General features: G+C 66.7%; 13 protein-coding genes and 1 tRNA gene. 12 read left to right on the top strand and 2 right to left on the bottom strand.

The annotated features are described in order from the left end of the window. The first annotated feature begins 42 nt into the window (after positions 1–42). The 5 genes from FRC96_RS11060 (at position 43) to FRC96_RS11040 (ending at position 4,871) form a co-directional block, all read left to right on the top strand. A complete protein-coding gene (locus FRC96_RS11060; protein ID WP_146974555.1) occupies positions 43–702 on the top strand; it encodes an ATP-binding cassette domain-containing protein in 660 nt (219 codons plus the stop codon). Then, complete coding sequence (locus tag FRC96_RS22065; RefSeq protein WP_230470150.1) at positions 696–1,607, top strand: hypothetical protein; 912 nt, start codon at positions 696–698, stop codon at positions 1,605–1,607. The genes FRC96_RS11060 and FRC96_RS22065 overlap by 7 nt, the downstream gene beginning before the upstream one ends. Continuing rightward, entirely contained in the window at positions 1,604–2,677 is a 1,074-nt protein-coding gene (locus FRC96_RS11050) for a murein hydrolase activator EnvC family protein (protein WP_146974554.1), read from the top strand. The genes FRC96_RS22065 and FRC96_RS11050 overlap by 4 nt, the downstream gene beginning before the upstream one ends. Before the next feature lie 94 nt (positions 2,678–2,771). Next, positions 2,772–3,605 carry a glycosyltransferase family 2 protein gene (locus FRC96_RS11045; protein ID WP_146974553.1) on the top strand — a complete coding sequence of 278 codons (834 nt, stop codon included), beginning with the start codon at positions 2,772–2,774 and terminating at the stop codon, positions 3,603–3,605. A 6-nt stretch (positions 3,606–3,611) separates the two neighbouring features. Continuing rightward, a complete protein-coding gene (locus tag FRC96_RS11040) occupies positions 3,612–4,871 on the top strand; it encodes a glycosyltransferase (RefSeq protein WP_146974552.1) in 1,260 nt (419 codons plus the stop codon). Positions 4,872–4,888: 17 nt separating this feature from the next. Here the strand turns inward: FRC96_RS11040 and FRC96_RS11035 are convergent, their stop codons facing one another. Next, positions 4,889–5,446, bottom strand: a complete 558-nt coding sequence (locus FRC96_RS11035) for an isochorismatase family protein (protein ID WP_146974551.1) — start codon at positions 5,444–5,446, stop codon at positions 4,889–4,891. Between the two features lie 211 nt (positions 5,447–5,657). Between FRC96_RS11035 and FRC96_RS11030 the strand changes: the two genes are divergently transcribed. Beyond that, positions 5,658–7,814, top strand: coding sequence for a L,D-transpeptidase family protein (locus FRC96_RS11030; protein ID WP_146974550.1), 2,157 nt, complete (start codon positions 5,658–5,660; stop codon positions 7,812–7,814). A 70-nt stretch (positions 7,815–7,884) separates the two neighbouring features. Continuing rightward, positions 7,885–7,958: transfer RNA gene (locus FRC96_RS11025), tRNA-Arg, on the top strand. A 56-nt stretch (positions 7,959–8,014) separates the two neighbouring features. Here FRC96_RS11025 and FRC96_RS11020 read toward each other — a convergent pair. Then, positions 8,015–9,565: an FAD-dependent oxidoreductase gene (locus FRC96_RS11020; protein WP_146974549.1), complete on the bottom strand. Its 1,551-nt coding sequence runs from the start codon at positions 9,563–9,565 to the stop codon at positions 8,015–8,017. A 373-nt stretch (positions 9,566–9,938) separates the two neighbouring features. Here FRC96_RS11020 and FRC96_RS22060 point away from each other — a divergent pair, with 373 nt between their 5' ends. The 5 genes from FRC96_RS22060 (at position 9,939) to FRC96_RS10995 (ending at position 15,765) form a co-directional block, all read left to right on the top strand. Further along, positions 9,939–11,363, top strand: a complete 1,425-nt coding sequence (locus FRC96_RS22060; RefSeq protein WP_230470149.1) for an SEC-C metal-binding domain-containing protein — start codon at positions 9,939–9,941, stop codon at positions 11,361–11,363. Between the two features lie 285 nt (positions 11,364–11,648). Next, positions 11,649–12,575, top strand: a complete 927-nt coding sequence (locus tag FRC96_RS11010; RefSeq protein ID WP_230470148.1) for an alpha/beta hydrolase family esterase — start codon at positions 11,649–11,651, stop codon at positions 12,573–12,575. A 129-nt stretch (positions 12,576–12,704) separates the two neighbouring features. Continuing rightward, positions 12,705–13,460 carry a PAQR family membrane homeostasis protein TrhA gene (trhA, locus tag FRC96_RS11005; protein ID WP_230470147.1) on the top strand — a complete coding sequence of 252 codons (756 nt, stop codon included), beginning with the start codon at positions 12,705–12,707 and terminating at the stop codon, positions 13,458–13,460. A gap of 433 nt (positions 13,461–13,893) precedes the next feature. Continuing rightward, positions 13,894–14,334 carry a hypothetical protein gene (locus FRC96_RS11000; RefSeq protein ID WP_146974547.1) on the top strand — a complete coding sequence of 147 codons (441 nt, stop codon included), beginning with the start codon at positions 13,894–13,896 and terminating at the stop codon, positions 14,332–14,334. Positions 14,335–14,658: 324 nt separating this feature from the next. Continuing rightward, entirely contained in the window at positions 14,659–15,765 is a 1,107-nt protein-coding gene (locus tag FRC96_RS10995) for a hypothetical protein (protein ID WP_146974546.1), read from the top strand. Positions 15,766–15,788 lie beyond the last annotated feature (23 nt).

Genomic DNA, 15,788 nt, shown 5'->3' with positions numbered 1-15,788 from the left:
CGCGCGGCATCGTCGGGTGGCGCCCGGGGAAAAACTCAAGAAATGATCGCATTGTATGACGTGAAAGTTCCCACCTGCGGTGAGGGGCGCGCCGACGCGCGCGCGCTGAGCTGGCGTGTGGAGCGGGGGCAGTGGGCCGAGGTCGTGGGCGGAGCGGGCAGCGGCAAGAGCGCGCTCTTTGAGGTGATCACACTGATGAGCCAGCCCTCCTCGGGGCGGCTGGTGGTGGCCGGGCGCAACCTGGAGCGGGTGGGGCGCGCCGGGCTGAGCGCGGTGCGGCGCGAGATCGGGGCGTGTGCGCAGTGGCCGCCGGTGCTGGCCAAGCGTACGGTGGTGGAACATGCGGTGCTGCCGATGGTCGCGCGTGGTGGGGCGTCGGGGGCGCTGGCCGCGGCCGAGGCTGTGCTGGAGGGGTTGGGACTTGAACATCTTCGTGATGTGCCCGGCGGGCAGCTCAGCGCCCAGGAGCGCATGCTGGTCGGGGTGATGATGGCCACGGTGGGGAGCCCGAAGCTCGTGGTCATCGACGCGGTGCATGAGGCGCTGGAGGCCGCTTGGCGAGGGCGGGTGCTCTCGTGGTTGTGGCAGCTTAAGGAGCGGGGCAGCACCGTGGTGGTGCTCGGGCGTCGGCCGACGAGCCGCTCGTCGGGCGGTGAGGTGTTGCGACTGGACGCAGTGGAGCCGGAGGCGGCGCTATGTTGAGAAGTCCGCTTGTGGCGCCGGGAAAACGGCGCGTCTGGACGGCGTGTGTGCTCCTTGGTCTGGCGGCCACCCTGAGCCTGGGAGGGATGCTCGCGTTGGGGAGCGGGCAGCTGGCGCGCGCGCAGCAGAGCGCCGCCACGCAGTACTGGCCGGCGATCTATGTGGAGGGGCAGCCTGAGAGCGCGCAGCTCGACGTGCTCATCGCCGAGGTCGAGGGGTGGTCGCGGGTGAGTCAGGTGCATCGACGCTCGCCAGACGAGAGCATGGAGCTTTTGCGCCAGCGCCTTGGCGAGGAGGAGGTGCGCCGGATGGGGCTCGACGCCTCGTTGCTGCCGGTGGTGCTGGAGGTGGAGCCCTCGGCGCTGGGGCAGGGCAGTGAGGCGCTGGCGGCCCGGGTCGCGGCGCTGGAGGTTCGCGAGGAGGTGGTGGCTGTGGATCTTCCCGAGTCGCAAGCCCTGGAGGCGATGGCCGCCTGGCGGGCGATCCGGGCGGGCGTGTGGTTGGCCTGGGCGCTGGCGCTGATGGGGGCGTTGATGGGGCTGGGCGGCCTCCTGTGGCGACTTCGCGAAGAAGAGCGCGCTGAGCAGGCGATGCTGGAGCAGTTCGGAGCGTCGCGCGTGGCGCTCGGCCGCCCCACGTTGATTCGCGGGCTGGTGCTGGGCGCGGCGGCCGGCGCGTTGGCCGCGCCGGCCACGCTGATGATCTTCAGCGCGTTTCGCGCCGCGCTGCAGCCCCTGCTTGCGGATGCGACGCTGAGCGCGGCGGCGGCTGTTCCGGTGATGCTCGCTCAGATCGTTGGCGGCGCGACTCTGGGGACGCTGCTCGGGTGGGCGCTGCGTCGGCCGCGTCAGACCGACGCAGAAAAAGGCGCGCTGCGCCCCCTGTTGGACTGGAGGCTTCCATGATTCCCCGACGCTCCGGTGCTCGCCGGCTTGCCGGCGCGGTGCTCCTTGCGCTCTTTTTGACCTCAACGGCCGGCGCCGAGGTGCCGGCGGCCGAGGGTTCTGGCTCGCCGGGCTGGCTGGCCGGGCTTGATGCACGAGAGCGCGACGCGATCGCGCTGGATGAGGAGCTGGAGCGCCAGCTTGCGCAGGCCCGCGCCCTCGACGCCAGCGGCGATCTTGTGATGGCCGATGAGCACGCCGTCTGGCGCGCTACCCGGGGGATGCGACGCGAGATCAGCACCCGCCAGGCCGCCTGGGATGCGGCCGCGCGCAAGGTCGCCCGTCAGGCAGTGTGGCAGCCGCCGGCCCGCGCCGACCGCGTCAAGCGCCTGCTCGCGCTGAGCGAGCCGGCGGCGATGGCCACGCTCAACGATGAACTCGACACGCTCGGCGAGCTGGCCCGCGGGGTAGAGCGAGGCGCCGAGCTTCTGACCTGGCGCACCCGACTCGATGTGAGCATCGCCGGGCAGCAGGCCCTGATCGCCGCGCGAAAGCGCGAGCGCGCGCTGTGGATCGAAGAGGCCCTTCATCGGGGGGGCTCCGAGCTCAACCTGGCCTATGTGCAGGCCGCTCAGGCGCTGGAAGAGGCCGAGGCGACGATGCCCCAAAATCCCTCTACGGCGGACTTTCATCGCAAGAAAGGGGCGCTGGTTCCGCCGGTGAGTGCGCCGGTGACCCACCCCTTCGGGCCGCGAAAGCTCAAGGGGACGCAGAGCACGGTGCGCCACACCGGCCTGACCTTCGAGGTGGAGGTGGGCACCGATGTGCGCCCGGTCTCCGAGGGGCTGGTGGTCTACGCGGAGCGTTTTGTGGGTTACGGGCTGATGGTGATCGTGGACCACGGCGGCGGCTACCACTCGCTCTACGCCCACCTGGAACGCATCGAGGTGGAGGTGGGCCAGCGCGTGGGGCGTGCCGATGTGCTGGGGACCTCCGGGGAGAGCGGCCGGCTGGAGGGCCCGGGGCTTTATTTTGAGTTGCGCGAGCGCGGTCGGCCTGTGGATCCCGCGCCGTGGTTTGTGACCCGTTAAGTGAGCTGGCGAGCGTTGCTCGGGCGAGTGACCCCGACGATCGCCCGTGTTCTGGCCGTGAGATGCCTTCGTGGCCGCGGCGATTGAGGTTGAGATGTTGGAAGGAAAACGCGTCGCGGTGGTGGTGCCGGCCTATTGTGAAGAGGCGATTTTGCCACGCACTCTGGCGGGGCTCCCTGACTTTGTGGACCAGGTGATCGTGGTCGATGACGGCTCCCCGGACCGCACCTTCGAGGTGGCCCGGGCGCTGGCGCGGAAGGAGGCCCGGGTGGAGGTGGTGCGCCTGGGATTCAACCAGGGTGTGGGCTGTGCCATTGTGCGGGGTTATGAGCGCGCGCTGGCGTCGGGGGCCGACGTGGTGGCGGTGATGGCGGCCGACGATCAGATGGACCCGGCGGATCTGCCCGCGGTGCTCGCGCCGGTGCTTGAGGGGCGGGCCGACTACGTGAAGGGCAACCGCCTGCGCCACCCCGAGATCGGGCGTATGCCGCCGCTGCGCCGCGCCGGGACCGCGGTGCTGGCCCGACTGACCAGCCTGGTCAGCGGGCTGGAGGGCCTGGAGGATACCCAGTGTGGCTACACCGCGATCAGCCGCCAGATGTTGCGTGCGTTGCCGCTGCGCGAGCTCTATCCGCGCTATGGCTACCCCAACGATATGTTGATTCGCCTGGCGGAGCAGGGCGCCCGGGTGGCGCAGCCGGTGGTGCGGCCGGTGTACGCCGATGAGGTCTCCGGGCTGAAGATCTCCAGAGTGGTCGGGCCGATCAGCGGGATCTTGCTGCGGGGGGCGATGCGGCGGGTGCGTCGGCTTAAGGTCGCCGGAGCGACCCGCGGAGATGTGGTGACGCTGCGCGCCGATGGCGCGTCGGAGGGTGACCTCCTCGCCGGCGCGCAGCCCTGGGATGCTGCGCCTGCGGCGGCCGAGTAGGCGTCGATGAACCTCCTGGTGCTGACCAGCAGCTACCCGCGCTTTGAGGGCGACGGTGCCGGCGCGTTCGTGGCGCGCTGGTGCGAGAGCCTGGCTGAGCGCGGGCACCGCGTGCGGGTGCTCTGCTTTCGCGGCGAGGGCGCAGCGCCGGGCAGGCCGCGGGAGGTGGGCGGGGTGCGGGTGCGTTTTGTTCCTTATGCGCCACGCGCCTGTGAGCGCTTGTTTTTTGGCGCGGGCGGTCCGGAAAACCTGGAGAAGACGCCGTGGTTGGCCGGGCTGATGGGGCCGGCGGCCGCGGCGATGCTGGTCGCCGGGTTGCAGGAGCTGCGTGCTGAGCCCGCCGATCGCGTGGTGGGGCATTGGGTGCTTCCTGGCGGGTTGCTCGCCAGGCTGCTCGGTCGCATGACCGGGGTGCCCTCGGTGGTAGTGGGGCATTCGGGCGGGGTGCACGCGCTGGGGCGGCTGCCACGTCGCGTGGCGCGCGCGCTGGCTTGCGAGGTGCTGGCCGGGCCGGTGACGATGAGCAGTGAGGTGCTCGCCAGCAGGCTCTGCGAGCTGGCGGAGCGTCCCGGCGAGGCGGCGGCAGTGGTGGTGGCGCCGATGGGCTACGACGCGCCGGATTGTCAGACGCAGCATGCGGATCACGACGAGCGCGCAGTCGACGGCGAAGGCCACGTGAGGTCTCAATCGCCTGTCACGTTGAGGGTGGGGTTTATGGGGAGGCTGGTGCCGATCAAGGGCGTGGATCGGGCGATTGCCATCGTCGAAAAGCTTCGGTCGGCCGGAGTGCCAGTGACGCTGACGATCGCCGGCGATGGGCCGGAGCGCCGGGGGTTGGAGGCACGCGCAGGTCAGGGCATCGCTTTTCTGGGACATGTCAGCGGGGCGGAGAAGTCGGCCTTTCTCAAGGGGCTCGACGTTATGTTGCTCCCTTCGCACCGCCTCAACGGGCGCCACGAGGGGTTGCCTGTCTCGTTGCTGGAGGCCGCCGGGGTGGGGGCGCTTCCGGTGGTCGGGGAGATGCCCGGGGTGGAGCGATGGCTGGTCGAGCCAGGCTGGCAGGTGGCCCAGAACGATATCGAGCTGCGCGCTGCGTTGCAGCGCGCAGCCCGCGTTAAGGCCGAAGACCCCGATGGGTTTGAGGCGCTTCGTCAGGCCAGCCGCCGGCGCGTCGAGCGGCTGCGCTGGCCCGACTACAGCGCCCGCTGGGAGCGCTGGCTGCACGCGCCGGCGCGGTCCTTCTGGGACGATGATGCCGACCTGTAAACGGCGCCGGCAGGGGTTCAGCGCACCATCTTCGAGAAGCGCTTGAACGCGGGGTGCTCCGCGCTGCGCAGCGCGTCGAAGACCAGCGTCTCGTAGTTGGAGATGGTGGCGCCGCTCTGCTCCATAACGCGCAGGCCGTTGTCGCGGTTTTCCAGGCGGCGGCTGATCACGGCGTCGAAGGGCACCACGACCTTGTGCCGACGGTAGATCAGCTCGCGGACGGTGGCCTGCACGCAGATATGCGCTTCCATGCCGCAGACGACGATTCGTTTGGGGAGCTCGATCAGGAAGCGGTGAAAGTCGGGCGCCGAGCAGGCGTCGAAGCTCATCTTCTCGACGCGTTCGGCCCCGGCTTGCTGGAGCGTGTCGAGGAGCGAGGCCTCGGTCGGGCCCAGGCCTGCCGGGTACTGTTCGGTGTACACGATCGGCGCGCCGATCTCGGCGGCGAGCTCCACCAGGGTTTTGGTGGCGTGCAGACAACGCTCCATCTCGGGCTGGGGCATGGCCTTGAGCAGGCGCTCCTGCACATCGATCACCAGGAGGCTGGTTTGCGAGCTTAAATAGATGTCGCTCATGGTAAGTCCTTGAATTTGTTCGGGTATTTGTGTCTGTTTTGGTGCCGGATCGTGACGGGATTTTACGGGGGATTTCTTGGGCAACGCCTTCAGGTCTGTTAGGGTCGGAGGCGAGAGGGGGTGGGGCAAAGGCTAGAGGTTCAACAGGCCGCGGACAAGTCCGCGCCTGGTGGTAGGCAGAAGGTACCCGGTGGTGAAGCGAGCTCAAACGATGGGGAGATGGCGCGTGTGGACGCTGGCGAGCGTGTGCGCGCTTATGCTGGGGGCCTGCGGTGAAGATGGCGAGCGCGAAGGCGTGCCGGTGCCGGTGGAGTCGGCGCGAATGCTGGTCGAGGAGCGGGTCGGGGAGCTGGGGCCAGTGCTTGAGCAGGCCGCCCGCGAGCAGGCCCTTCGCCAGGCGGTCGAGGAGCTTGTGGCCCATGAGTCGGCCCGGCCCTTTGCGGCGCGGGTTGTCTCGGGGTTGCGTTACGCGACGGTCTTTCAGCGCGAGTACATCGACGGGGAGATCTGGCCTTTTTTGAGCGACGATGACGGCCTCAGCGAGGTGGGTGAGGCGGTGCTGGCGCAGGTGCGGCGCGCGGAGCTGCACGCGATCGATGACAGCGAGTTTGGGCTGGCGCGGATCGAGGCGTTGCTGGCGCGTCATGGGAAAGCGGCGGCGCCTGCGGCGGAGGCCTCGATTGAGGCGAACACCTTTGCGCTGCGCCCGGCCGAGGTCGAAGCGCTGGTCGCGGCGGTCGCCGCGCTTGGCGAGGAGCAGGGGGACCTTGACGGGCCGATCGTAGAGCGGGCGTTGATCCGCGGGGGCAGCGGCCTTGCCCGCGTGCAGGAGTTTGTGAACGCACGGGCCGAGGCCATCGCACAGCCGGCGGCGTTGCGCGCCGAGCTTGAACTTTATGTGGCCGACGCCGCGCTGCGCTACGCCCGGGAGATGCGCCACGCCAACCTCAACCGTCTGGACTGGCGCGATCTTCGCGATGCGGGGGGCTCCACGGAGCTTATTCTGGGGAGGATGCAGCGCACCCTTCAGGGGCTCTACCAGGCCGAAGAGGCCCGGGAGGTCGAGGAGGTGTTCCGGGGGCTGGAGCCGGATCATCCGCAGTACCGCGCGCTCTTTGAGGCGACCGAGCGCTACCGTCAGATCGTGGCGGAGGGGGGCTGGCCACGGGTGCGTAAGGTGCCGCTGGAGGAGGGCTATCGGAGCGTGTGGGTGGAGGTGTTGCGGGAGCGGCTGCGACGCGAAGGGTATCCGGAGCGCCAGATGGCCGAGGAACCCGCTGAGGTCGCGCAGAACGCCGAGGATGAAGAAGGCGCCGAGGCCCGAATCGATGAGGTCATGCTGGCCTCGGTGTCGGATGCCATCGCGGTGGCCGCCGCGAGCAGCGGCGTCGAGCTGTTGCCGGCGTTTGACCCGAAGGTCATGGACGCCGAGCTGATCGAGGCGCTGCGCCACTACCGTCTGACCCATCAGTTTCGCACCGAAGGGGAGCCCACGCCCGGCGTGTGGCGAAGCCTCAATGTGAGCGCCGAAGATCGTCTGGCGCAGATGGAGCTGACGCTCAAGCGCTGGCGCGAGACCCACCTCGATGGCGATGAAGACTTCATCTTTGTGAACATCCCCGACTTTCACGCCGAGGTTTACGTGGGCGGAGAGCGCAAGATGCGTTTTCGGGTGGTCGTGGGCAACAACAAGCGGGTCTGCGACCGCGAGACGGGGCGCTGGGTCTACCCCAACGCTACGCCGGTGCAGTGGGCACCGATGGAGCATATGATCCTCAATCCCTCCTGGTATGTGCCGCCGCGTCTTGTGCGCGAGTCGCTGGAGCCGAAGGTGCGGGAGAACCCCGACTATTATGAGGAAGAGGGCTACGAGGTGCTGCAGCTGGGCAGCGGCGAAGCCGTGCGCCAGAAGCCCGGCCCGAACAACGCGCTCGGTGTGGCGAAGTTCATCTTCCCAAACGAACACAACACCTACCTGCATGATACCCCCCAGAAGCATTATTTTGACTACCCGGTGCGCGGTTACAGCTCGGGTTGCGTGCGCGTGCAGGAGCCGGTGGAGCTGGCGCGTTTTCTCGCGGACTACGACGGTCGCGAGGTGGATGTGGACGCGACGATCGCCTCAGGGCGCACCCGAAAGGTCGAGTTTGAGAATCAGTTGCCGGTCATCACGGAGTACTACACGGTGTGGGTTGACGATGACGGCTACGCCAACTTCCTGGCCGACATCTACCGCGACGACGCGCGTCGCGCCTCCGAAGACCCGGAGGCCTTCGACGATTGCTCGGCCCGATTCGCCCCGAAAGAGACCGAACTGGAGGGCAGCGAGGAGCAGCCCGAGGGCGTGAACAGTGATTTTGGGCCCTGATGGGCGAGGGCGTTTGAGGTTGACGCTGGTTTGGGATTCACCTAGTTTGCGCCTGTTCGAAGGTTGAATTGCGCGAGTAGCTCAGCTGGATAGAGCGCTGGCCTCCGGAGCCAGAGGTCGTGGGTTCGAATCCCGCCTTGCGCATCAAGCGACACAACAAAATCACCCCCGCGTCGAGCCTCGACGTGGGGGTGATTTTTTTAGTCGAGCTCCAACAGCGCCTTGAGGGTGGCCTGGTCGTTGTCGGCAAACGCCTGCTCGGCGCGCAGGCAGTCGCGGGCGCGGCCCAGGGTCACGACGGCCTCGACACGCCCGTCTTTGAGGTAGCCGACGATGGCGTCGCGCTCCTGAAGATCGCCGCGGATCACGACGTCGTCGTAGTCGGTGCTGTGGCCGACGTATTTGAGGTTGAGATCAAAGTGCCGGCTCCAGAAGAAGGGAACGAGCAGCAGGGGCTCGACCGGAAGGTCGAGCATCACCCGGGCCGCGCGCTGCGCCAGGCGCTGAGCGAGCACCCAGTGTTCGACGCGTGCCGGCGCGTGGGAGGAGGGTTCGGGGAAGCGGGCCACGTCGCCGACCGCAAAGATCGCGGGATCGCTGGAGCGCAGGTTTGTGTCGACCACGACGCCATCGTCGACCTTAAGCCCGGCATCTTCGGCCAGGGCGACGCGGGGGCGCACGCCGGTGCCGAGCACCACGAAGTCGAAGTCGAGGGGGGCGCCGTCGCTTAAGTGCGCTTTGCCCTCGGCGAAGCGCTCCACGGTGGGGCCCAGGCGGAAGTTGACGCCGTGGGCCTCGTGGGTCTTCTGGACGAGGCGTCCGAGCTCGGTGCCGATGACCTTCTCCAGCGGCACGTTGTCGGGAGCAACGACAGTGACGTCGAGATCGCGGTTACGCAATGAGGCGGCGACCTCCAGACCAATGAAGCCCGCGCCGACGACCAACGCGCGCTGACCGGCTTCGGCCGCTTCAATGATGCGGGAGGTGTCGTTGAGTGAGCGCAGCGTGAAGTGGTTGACCGTGTCCAGGCCCTCAATCGGGGGCAGCACGGGCTCCGCGCCGGTCGCGAAGAGGAGCGCGTCGTAGGCGAACTCCTGACCGTCGGAGGTGCGTACCTTTCGGGCGCTGCGATCGATGGCCTCGACCTCCACACCTTTGAGAAGTTGCACGTCGAGCTCCTCCCAGCGCGCGTCGCCGCCGAGCGGAATCCATTCTTCAGGAGCCTCCCCGGCCAGGTAGTCTTTGGAGAGGTTGGGGCGGTCGACCGGGCCGCTCGCTTCGGCGCCGATCATAATGATGTCGCCGCGGTAGCCTTCGTGGCGAAGCAGCTCGGTGGCTGCGGCGGCGGCCGCGCCAGCGCCCACCATCACGATGCTTTGCAGCGCGGCGCCCCGGGGCTCGGGCTCGGGCGCGTCTTTTTTTGGTCCGACACGCACCGTGCCCTCGCTCAGGGTGACCGGATAGCACCCGGTCCCGCTGAGGGCCGGCGCGCTGATGGACGCGCCGGTGCGCAGGCTGAAGGCGGCGTGGTGCCAGGGGCAACGGATGGAGTCACCCACCACAAGGCCCTCCTCAAGCGGACCGCCGTAATGGGTGCAGCGCGCGCCGATGGCGAAGACCTCCTCGCCGCGGCGAACCACGACGACCGCGTCGTCGCCGACGTGACCGACCACTGGCGAGTCCTGTTGAAGATCGGCCAGGGCGATGCCCTGCGTGAGATCGGGGCCCGAGACGTCGCTTTGTTCCGCCATGCGTTACTCCTTTTCAGTCGGTGGTCATCGGCATCGTGAAGACGCAGGACACAAGCGAGGGCGATGACGAAGACGTGGTCGGCCATCGGGGCGCTGGTTCCCGCGAAGTGAGGGGAAACCTTGGGCCGATGACGCACCCGTCAAGCGTCATTGAGAAAAAATATTGCACACCTTTTCAGGGTGCACATGTTCAGCGTTACGACGTTCCATCGCTGAAGCCGGGGGCAACCATGACCGCGTCCGTCAGGCGTCCGGGTGGGCGGATGTGGCGAGGCCTCAGGGTGAGTCGGCTCGATTTGTCAGTCAGGCGCGTTGGGGGGTAAGGTGAGCGCTCAACTCACAACAAGCAGTCGTTGCAGCGGAGGGCAATGTGATGAACCACGCCGGTCATCAGGTGCATTTTCTGGAGCGGTTGGAACGTGTCGATGGCGAGGAACAAGAACTGGCGTTGAAGCTCTATTACGACGCCAGCTTTGTGCGGGCGTACCTTGAGGGGACGCGAATCCCACCAGAGTACGAGCGCGTGGCGCTGGCGCTCTCTGACGAGCCCCATGGCCCGCATGTGGTGGTGACGCGAAGCGGGACCTTTGTGACGTGTCTGGGGGCGGGGATGGAGCCGCGGGGGCTCTACGTGTTGGAGCGAGCGAGGACGGTGGGGCTGCATGGGTACCTCGAACAGATGCGCGAGGCCTACGATAAGGTGGTGAGCTCCGATCTTGTGCCAAAGCGGGTGTTCCGCACGGCGCACCAGGCCTGCCACTGCCTTTCACGGGAGGCGTTTGAAGAGTTTCGACTGGTCTCGGCGCTGTGCAGCGAAGAGTTGTACCCCTCGCTGGCCCAGTGCTCAGGGAAGGTGGCCCGAGGCTTCCAGAAGCTCGCTCTGGGGCTGGGCTCGAAGGCACGCCGGATTCGAAAGATGTCGCCTGCGTTGGAGAAGCGCCTGCGCGGGTACTGGGAAGATCTCTTCTTTTTGAGCCATCTGACCGTGGTGCATGCGGCGAACGCCGCCGACCTGGAGATGGTGTATCGAGAGACGCAGCGAGCCGAGGAGATGGTGGAGATAAACCTCTTCTTGCTCTACGGCGAGATGCTCTTCGGCGTGTCGTTGCGAGCGCTCTGGTGTGCGGCCGCGTACGCAGACGTGATCGCGCCTCGCCTGATGGACGCGTTGCGTTGGGAGGACGTGGGGAAAAAGGGGTATTACGCGATGGCGATGACGGTCATTGCGTTGCGTCATCCCGAGTACCACCAGGGGCTCGTGGCGTTGCTGCGTTCCTGGGACTCCGCGGCGGGCAACACCGAGGCGATGCTCAGCGAAGGTCAAACGGTCGAGCTGATCCTCAGTAAACTTCTCTTGCCGGTGTTGGAGTCGCCGGAAGAGGCGCGAGAGGAGCACGTGCGGCGAGCGCGTTTCCAGTACGAAGAAGCCTGGAAGGATAAAGCCGTTCAGGGGACGAGGCGCGCGCCGGAGACGCTCAGCGATGCGGAGGCGATCGCGGTGTATCATATGATGCTCTTTGACCGTGAGGGCGGGCATACCACGGTCTATCATCTGGCCCAGGCGCTTCCTTTTCTGGCACAGGCCAGCGCGGCGGATCTGTATCCACCGGCGGAGCTCTTGAACCATGAGCCCTCCTGGGCGCCTTTCGTGGGCCTGGCCTGGTTGGAGCATCTGGGGATGCGGCTCTCGACGCGTGCTCCCGTGAAGGTCAAGGCGACGCCGGGGCGCAATGACGCTTGTCCCTGCGAAAGCGGGCGAAAGTACAAACAATGCTGCGCGCGTGTCGCTCTGAGTTGAGTCGAGCGCCAGGCGAGATGAAGGCGGCAGCGCGTTGTAGGGGGGAGTCTACCCGGAGGCGGATGAAGCGAAGATCAACGGACGGCAGACGAGTGCGCGTCATCGAACACACTACGGAGTTGGCGCGTGTGGGTGTCGGCATGGAGGGCGTCAAACGTTGAGTTCGCGCGTGGGGGCGTCGGCATGGGGGGGCTCTGAAAGTGGAAGCGATCGCCGGCGTGCGCTATGACTTCAGTGACCTCTTGCAGGAGGTCGCGGTTCGGTCGACATCAGCGAGGACGCAGAGTGAACGTAAGAGCGACGTTGTGGTGGATGATCACACTGGCGTGTGTGGTCGGGGTTGGATGTGGAACGGATCAGGAGCAGGACGCTGATCCGGTGGTGGTCGAGGACCAGGGGCCGCCCTATGCACCTGAATGGGATGGAAGTGAGCCCCTGGGTGGCGAACGGGCTGCCCGGGTGGTGTTGCCGCAGAGCTATTCGGTGGAGCGCCGATGGCCGCTGGTGATTGCCTTGCACGGCTTCTCGTCCTCGCCGGGTTGGGTCGACGGCTTTCTGGGGCTGAGCGCGATGGTCGACGATCGTGAGTTCATCGCGGTGCTGCCGCCGGGGACGGTCGGGGCTGGCAACTTCAGCTTCTGGAACGCCACCGACGCCTGCTGCGACTTTGGCGACAGCGGCGTGGACGACGCGGCCTACCTCAGCGCGCTCATCGACGAGGCGACGGAGCGGCTGGCCGTCGACCCGGAGCGGATCTATTTTATGGGACACTCCAACGGCGGGTTTATGTCCTACCGGATGGCCTGCGAGCTCAGCGATCGCATCCGAGCGGTGGCCGTGGTGGCGGGGTCGGTGGCGGCCGATCCGGAGGTCTGTCAGCCCAATGAGCCGGTCAGCGTGCTGCATGTGCACGGTGACGAAGACGAGGTGATTCCCTATGAGGGCGGGGCGCTCAGCGGGGAGCGTTTCCCGGGGGCCGAGGAGGTCGCCGCGCGCTGGGCATCTCTGCAGGGCTGTGAGGAGGCTGTGGCCGGTGACGCGATCGATGCGGTGTTAGGCCTGACCGGCGCGGAGACCGAGGTGCAGCGCTGGCAGGGCTGTCAGCCCGGGGCGAGCGTCGAGCTGTGGTCGATGCGAGGCGCCGAGCATAACCCGACGTTGAGCACGGTCGGGAAGCGCGCGATGGTGGACTTTTTGCTTGAGCAGCGCTGAGGCATCACCAATGCCGTGGGCGTTGGCAGGGCGGCACGTTCGGCAGGGCGTGTTGAGGGTTCGGGGGATATTTGCGCGCCGAGGAGGTGATGTGGGAACGTCAAGGCCAGGCGCGATCGGGGGGAGGCAATGAGCGAGAATTCGTACGGCAGGAGCATGATGGGCGTGAAGGTGGGGAGAGAGTCGAAGCAGGGTGAATCGCAGTTTGATGAGCTGGCCGATAAGATCAGTGATGCGCGCGAGCGCATCGCCCACACCGAGATCTTCAGCGCGGAGGACATCGCCAACAGCGTCAGCCACGGTGTGGGGCTGGGCGCTGCGATCGTTGGCTTTGTGGTGCTGATGGTCACCGCCTGGGCCACCGGCGTGACGCTCCAGATTGTCAGCGCGTTGATCTACGGGCTGACCCTGGTGGCTCTCTTTGCCGCCTCCACCATCTACCACAGCGTGACGCAACCGCGGGTGCGGCGCGCGCTACAGGTGCTCGATCATTGCGCGGTCTTCTTTTTAATCGCCGGCACCTACACCCCCTTTGCGCTGGTGACGCTGGAGGGGACGCTGGGCTGGACCATCATGGCCGTGATCTGGTCGTTGGCCCTGCTGGGCGTGACGATCAAGCTCTTCTGGTTTGGGCGTTTTGAGGGGTTGAGCCTGGCGCTCTACCTGCTGATGGGGTGGACCATCGTCTTTGCGATCAAGCCCCTGTGGCTGGCGCTGGAGCCCGGCGGGGTGTTTTTGCTCTTTGGCGGGGGGCTCTTCTACACCGCGGGGGTGGCGTTTTTTGTGTGGGAGCGGCTCTTCTTGAACCACGCCATCTGGCATCTTTTTGTGCTGGGAGGGAGCGTCTGCCACTTCCTGGCCATCCTTTTCTACGTGCTGGGGTAGCGGGCGCGACGCGTGCTGGCGCGCGGCGACGCAAGGAGCCGCGTAAGGCTCCCACAACCACGCCATGAGGGGGGAGAACACGTCGATACGCCAGGTGCGAGGCCGTCGAGAAGCGCCTCGTTTCTCCCGGAGCGTGGGGAATGTACACGGGGTCGCGTTCCTTCCATTTCCAGCAGAGTTGACAATATTCAGTAATTATGTATACTTAATCGTCTTGATCAGGGAGTTGATGATCGGACAACGAGCGGCGCGCAGCGAGCGCGCTTATTCGCTGTGCCAGCGTCGAGAGACGCCGGCGTGAAAAAAGCTCACCTTTCGTAAGGTCCAGTTCTTCTTGAGCGGAGGAAGATGTTGGGCGCCCGGGGCGGCGCATCCTCTTGGTGAAAGCGGTTGTGCCCGACGGGCGACGTTGACGTAGAACCCAGGAGAGCGTTTGGACACTTTAGACGTGGTCAAGAAGGCAGAAGAGCGGGGAGGCAGTGAGCGGCGTGAAGCGATTGAGCAGGTGCTCATCGGCGCGCGGCAGCTCGGCTGTGACATGCAGGTCGGCGGCGGTCGCGCCGGCGGTATGAACCTGCGCTACGGCGCGATCGGCTATGCGATCCTCGACGTGAACACCAAGGGCGTGGTCAAGCTCTATGCGTCTCCCCATCCGGGCAAAGACGCCACCGACGAGCATCGCGAAGCGCTCAACGCCTTTATTGAGGCGCGCGAGGCGCTGGAGCCGAAGTCCTTTCCGGTCAACACCTACGGGCACCTCGAAGATCCCATCGAAGAGATCGGGCCGGGCCCGCTGGTGGCCTTTGTGGAGCGCGCGGTGCAGTTGATTCGCAAGAGCTACTACGAGCCCTGGCGCGAGCTGCATGAGGCCTGAGATCAAGGTCTGAACGCCCCGGGCATCTCGATTTGCCGGAGCTATTGGCGTCGAAATGTTCCGAGGACGCTGAACGCGAACGCGTCAGCGACGTAAGTCAGAAGAACCTCCGCAGGAGCTGATCCTGCGGGGGTTCTTTTTTGGGGGGCGTCGCACGTCTGAATCGTCAGTGAATCGAGCTGGCGAGGCCAGAAGGCGGAAAAAAGTTGAGGGGAGCACGCAAGATCAGCGCCGAGCGCTCGATAACAAGAAGGCAGGGGCGACGGTGAGCTGTTGAGAATGGAGTACGGCGCCCGAGGGATGAAGGTCGGATGAGGGCTGGCGATGAATCTTTCGAGCGTGCTGAGCAACGCCGCGGACGCGATCAGCGATATTGGAAAAGCCGCCGGGTCGGTGATGGATGCCGTGGGTGATGTCGGCGGGGACGGGATCGATGCGCTGGGAGGGCTCTTTGAGAGCGACAGCGTGGAGATCGGGGTAAAGGAGGAGTCCGGCGGGTTTCTGGACCTGATCGGGGACGTCTTTAAGGGGAAGATGAGCCTGGGCTCGGCGGCCAACGAGGCGCTCGACGGACTGGGTCTGCCGGACTGGGTGGGCGATGTGGCCGGGGCGGCGGTGGACTTCGGAACATTCAATGTTGCCGGCGGCATCGAGAATGGTCTGAAGGTGGCCGGTCATGTGGCCGAGGCCTGTGGCGGTGAAGAGATCGCCGGATTCTGCCGCTCCGCAAGCGATGTGACGGGGATGTTTTATGAAGTTGCGGGTCCGATCGTGACCAAGGTCGGGCTAACCGTGGCGACCGGCGGCGCCGGTGGCGCAGGGTTGCTGGCCGGCGGGGGCGGCGCGGGCGTGCTGGGGAGCCTGGGAAGCCTCGGGGGAGGCGCCGGGATGTTTGCGAACCTCGGCCAACTCGGCGGACTGGCGAGTCAGGCGGGCTCGGTGATGGAGTACGGCCGCACGGCGATGGATGTGGTCAACGCGGTGAAGACCGGCGCCGGACTTCTGGAGAACATCCCCCAGCTGGTCGGCATGTTTGACGGGGCCTTTGATACGCTGGGCGATCTGACCGGCGGGCTGGGGGAGGCCAACGGGGAGGTTAAAGACGCGCTGGGCCAGGCACTGGAGCAGGTGATGCGCCAGATGGGAGGCGCCCGCGGGGATGTGCGCTCGCTGGGCACGCAGATCTTTGAGCAGGCCCACGCCATGCTCATGGACCGGGCGCAGAGCATGAGCAGCGGGCTCACCGACGCGGCCCAGACCCAGCTGCAACAGGTCACCCACGAGGCGCTCGAGACGATGCGCGGGCTGCTCGATATGGGCGGGCTCGACCAGGGTGTGCTCGGTGATGTGATGGGCCTGCTGGGTCAGCTCGACGGGCTCAACCTCTCGCGCACCGTCTCGGACATGATGGGCGCCTTTTTGCGGGCCTGAGCGTCGACGACCTTAACCCCCCT

Source organism: Lujinxingia vulgaris (assembly GCF_007997005.1).
In the GTDB taxonomy this organism is placed as follows: Bacteria; Myxococcota_A; Bradymonadia; order Bradymonadales; family Bradymonadaceae; genus Lujinxingia.
The sequence above is the reverse complement of the archived record's forward strand: the minus strand, read 5'-3'. Positions and strand labels throughout refer to the sequence as shown.

Coding starts and splice junctions, on each gene's coding strand:
- FRC96_RS11060 (WP_146974555.1), top strand. CDS start 43: ATGATCGCATTGTATGACGTGAAAGTTCCCACCTGCGGTGAGGGGCGC.
- FRC96_RS22065 (WP_230470150.1), top strand. CDS start 696: ATGTTGAGAAGTCCGCTTGTGGCGCCGGGAAAACGGCGCGTCTGGACG.
- FRC96_RS11050 (WP_146974554.1), top strand. CDS start 1,604: ATGATTCCCCGACGCTCCGGTGCTCGCCGGCTTGCCGGCGCGGTGCTC.
- FRC96_RS11045 (WP_146974553.1), top strand. CDS start 2,772: ATGTTGGAAGGAAAACGCGTCGCGGTGGTGGTGCCGGCCTATTGTGAA.
- FRC96_RS11040 (WP_146974552.1), top strand. CDS start 3,612: ATGAACCTCCTGGTGCTGACCAGCAGCTACCCGCGCTTTGAGGGCGAC.
- FRC96_RS11035 (WP_146974551.1), bottom strand. CDS start 5,446: ATGAGCGACATCTATTTAAGCTCGCAAACCAGCCTCCTGGTGATCGAT.
- FRC96_RS11030 (WP_146974550.1), top strand. CDS start 5,658: ATGGGGAGATGGCGCGTGTGGACGCTGGCGAGCGTGTGCGCGCTTATG.
- FRC96_RS11020 (WP_146974549.1), bottom strand. CDS start 9,565: ATGGCGGAACAAAGCGACGTCTCGGGCCCCGATCTCACGCAGGGCATC.
- FRC96_RS22060 (WP_230470149.1), top strand. CDS start 9,939: ATGAACCACGCCGGTCATCAGGTGCATTTTCTGGAGCGGTTGGAACGT.
- trhA (WP_230470147.1), top strand. CDS start 12,705: ATGAGCGAGAATTCGTACGGCAGGAGCATGATGGGCGTGAAGGTGGGG.
- FRC96_RS10995 (WP_146974546.1), top strand. CDS start 14,659: ATGAATCTTTCGAGCGTGCTGAGCAACGCCGCGGACGCGATCAGCGAT.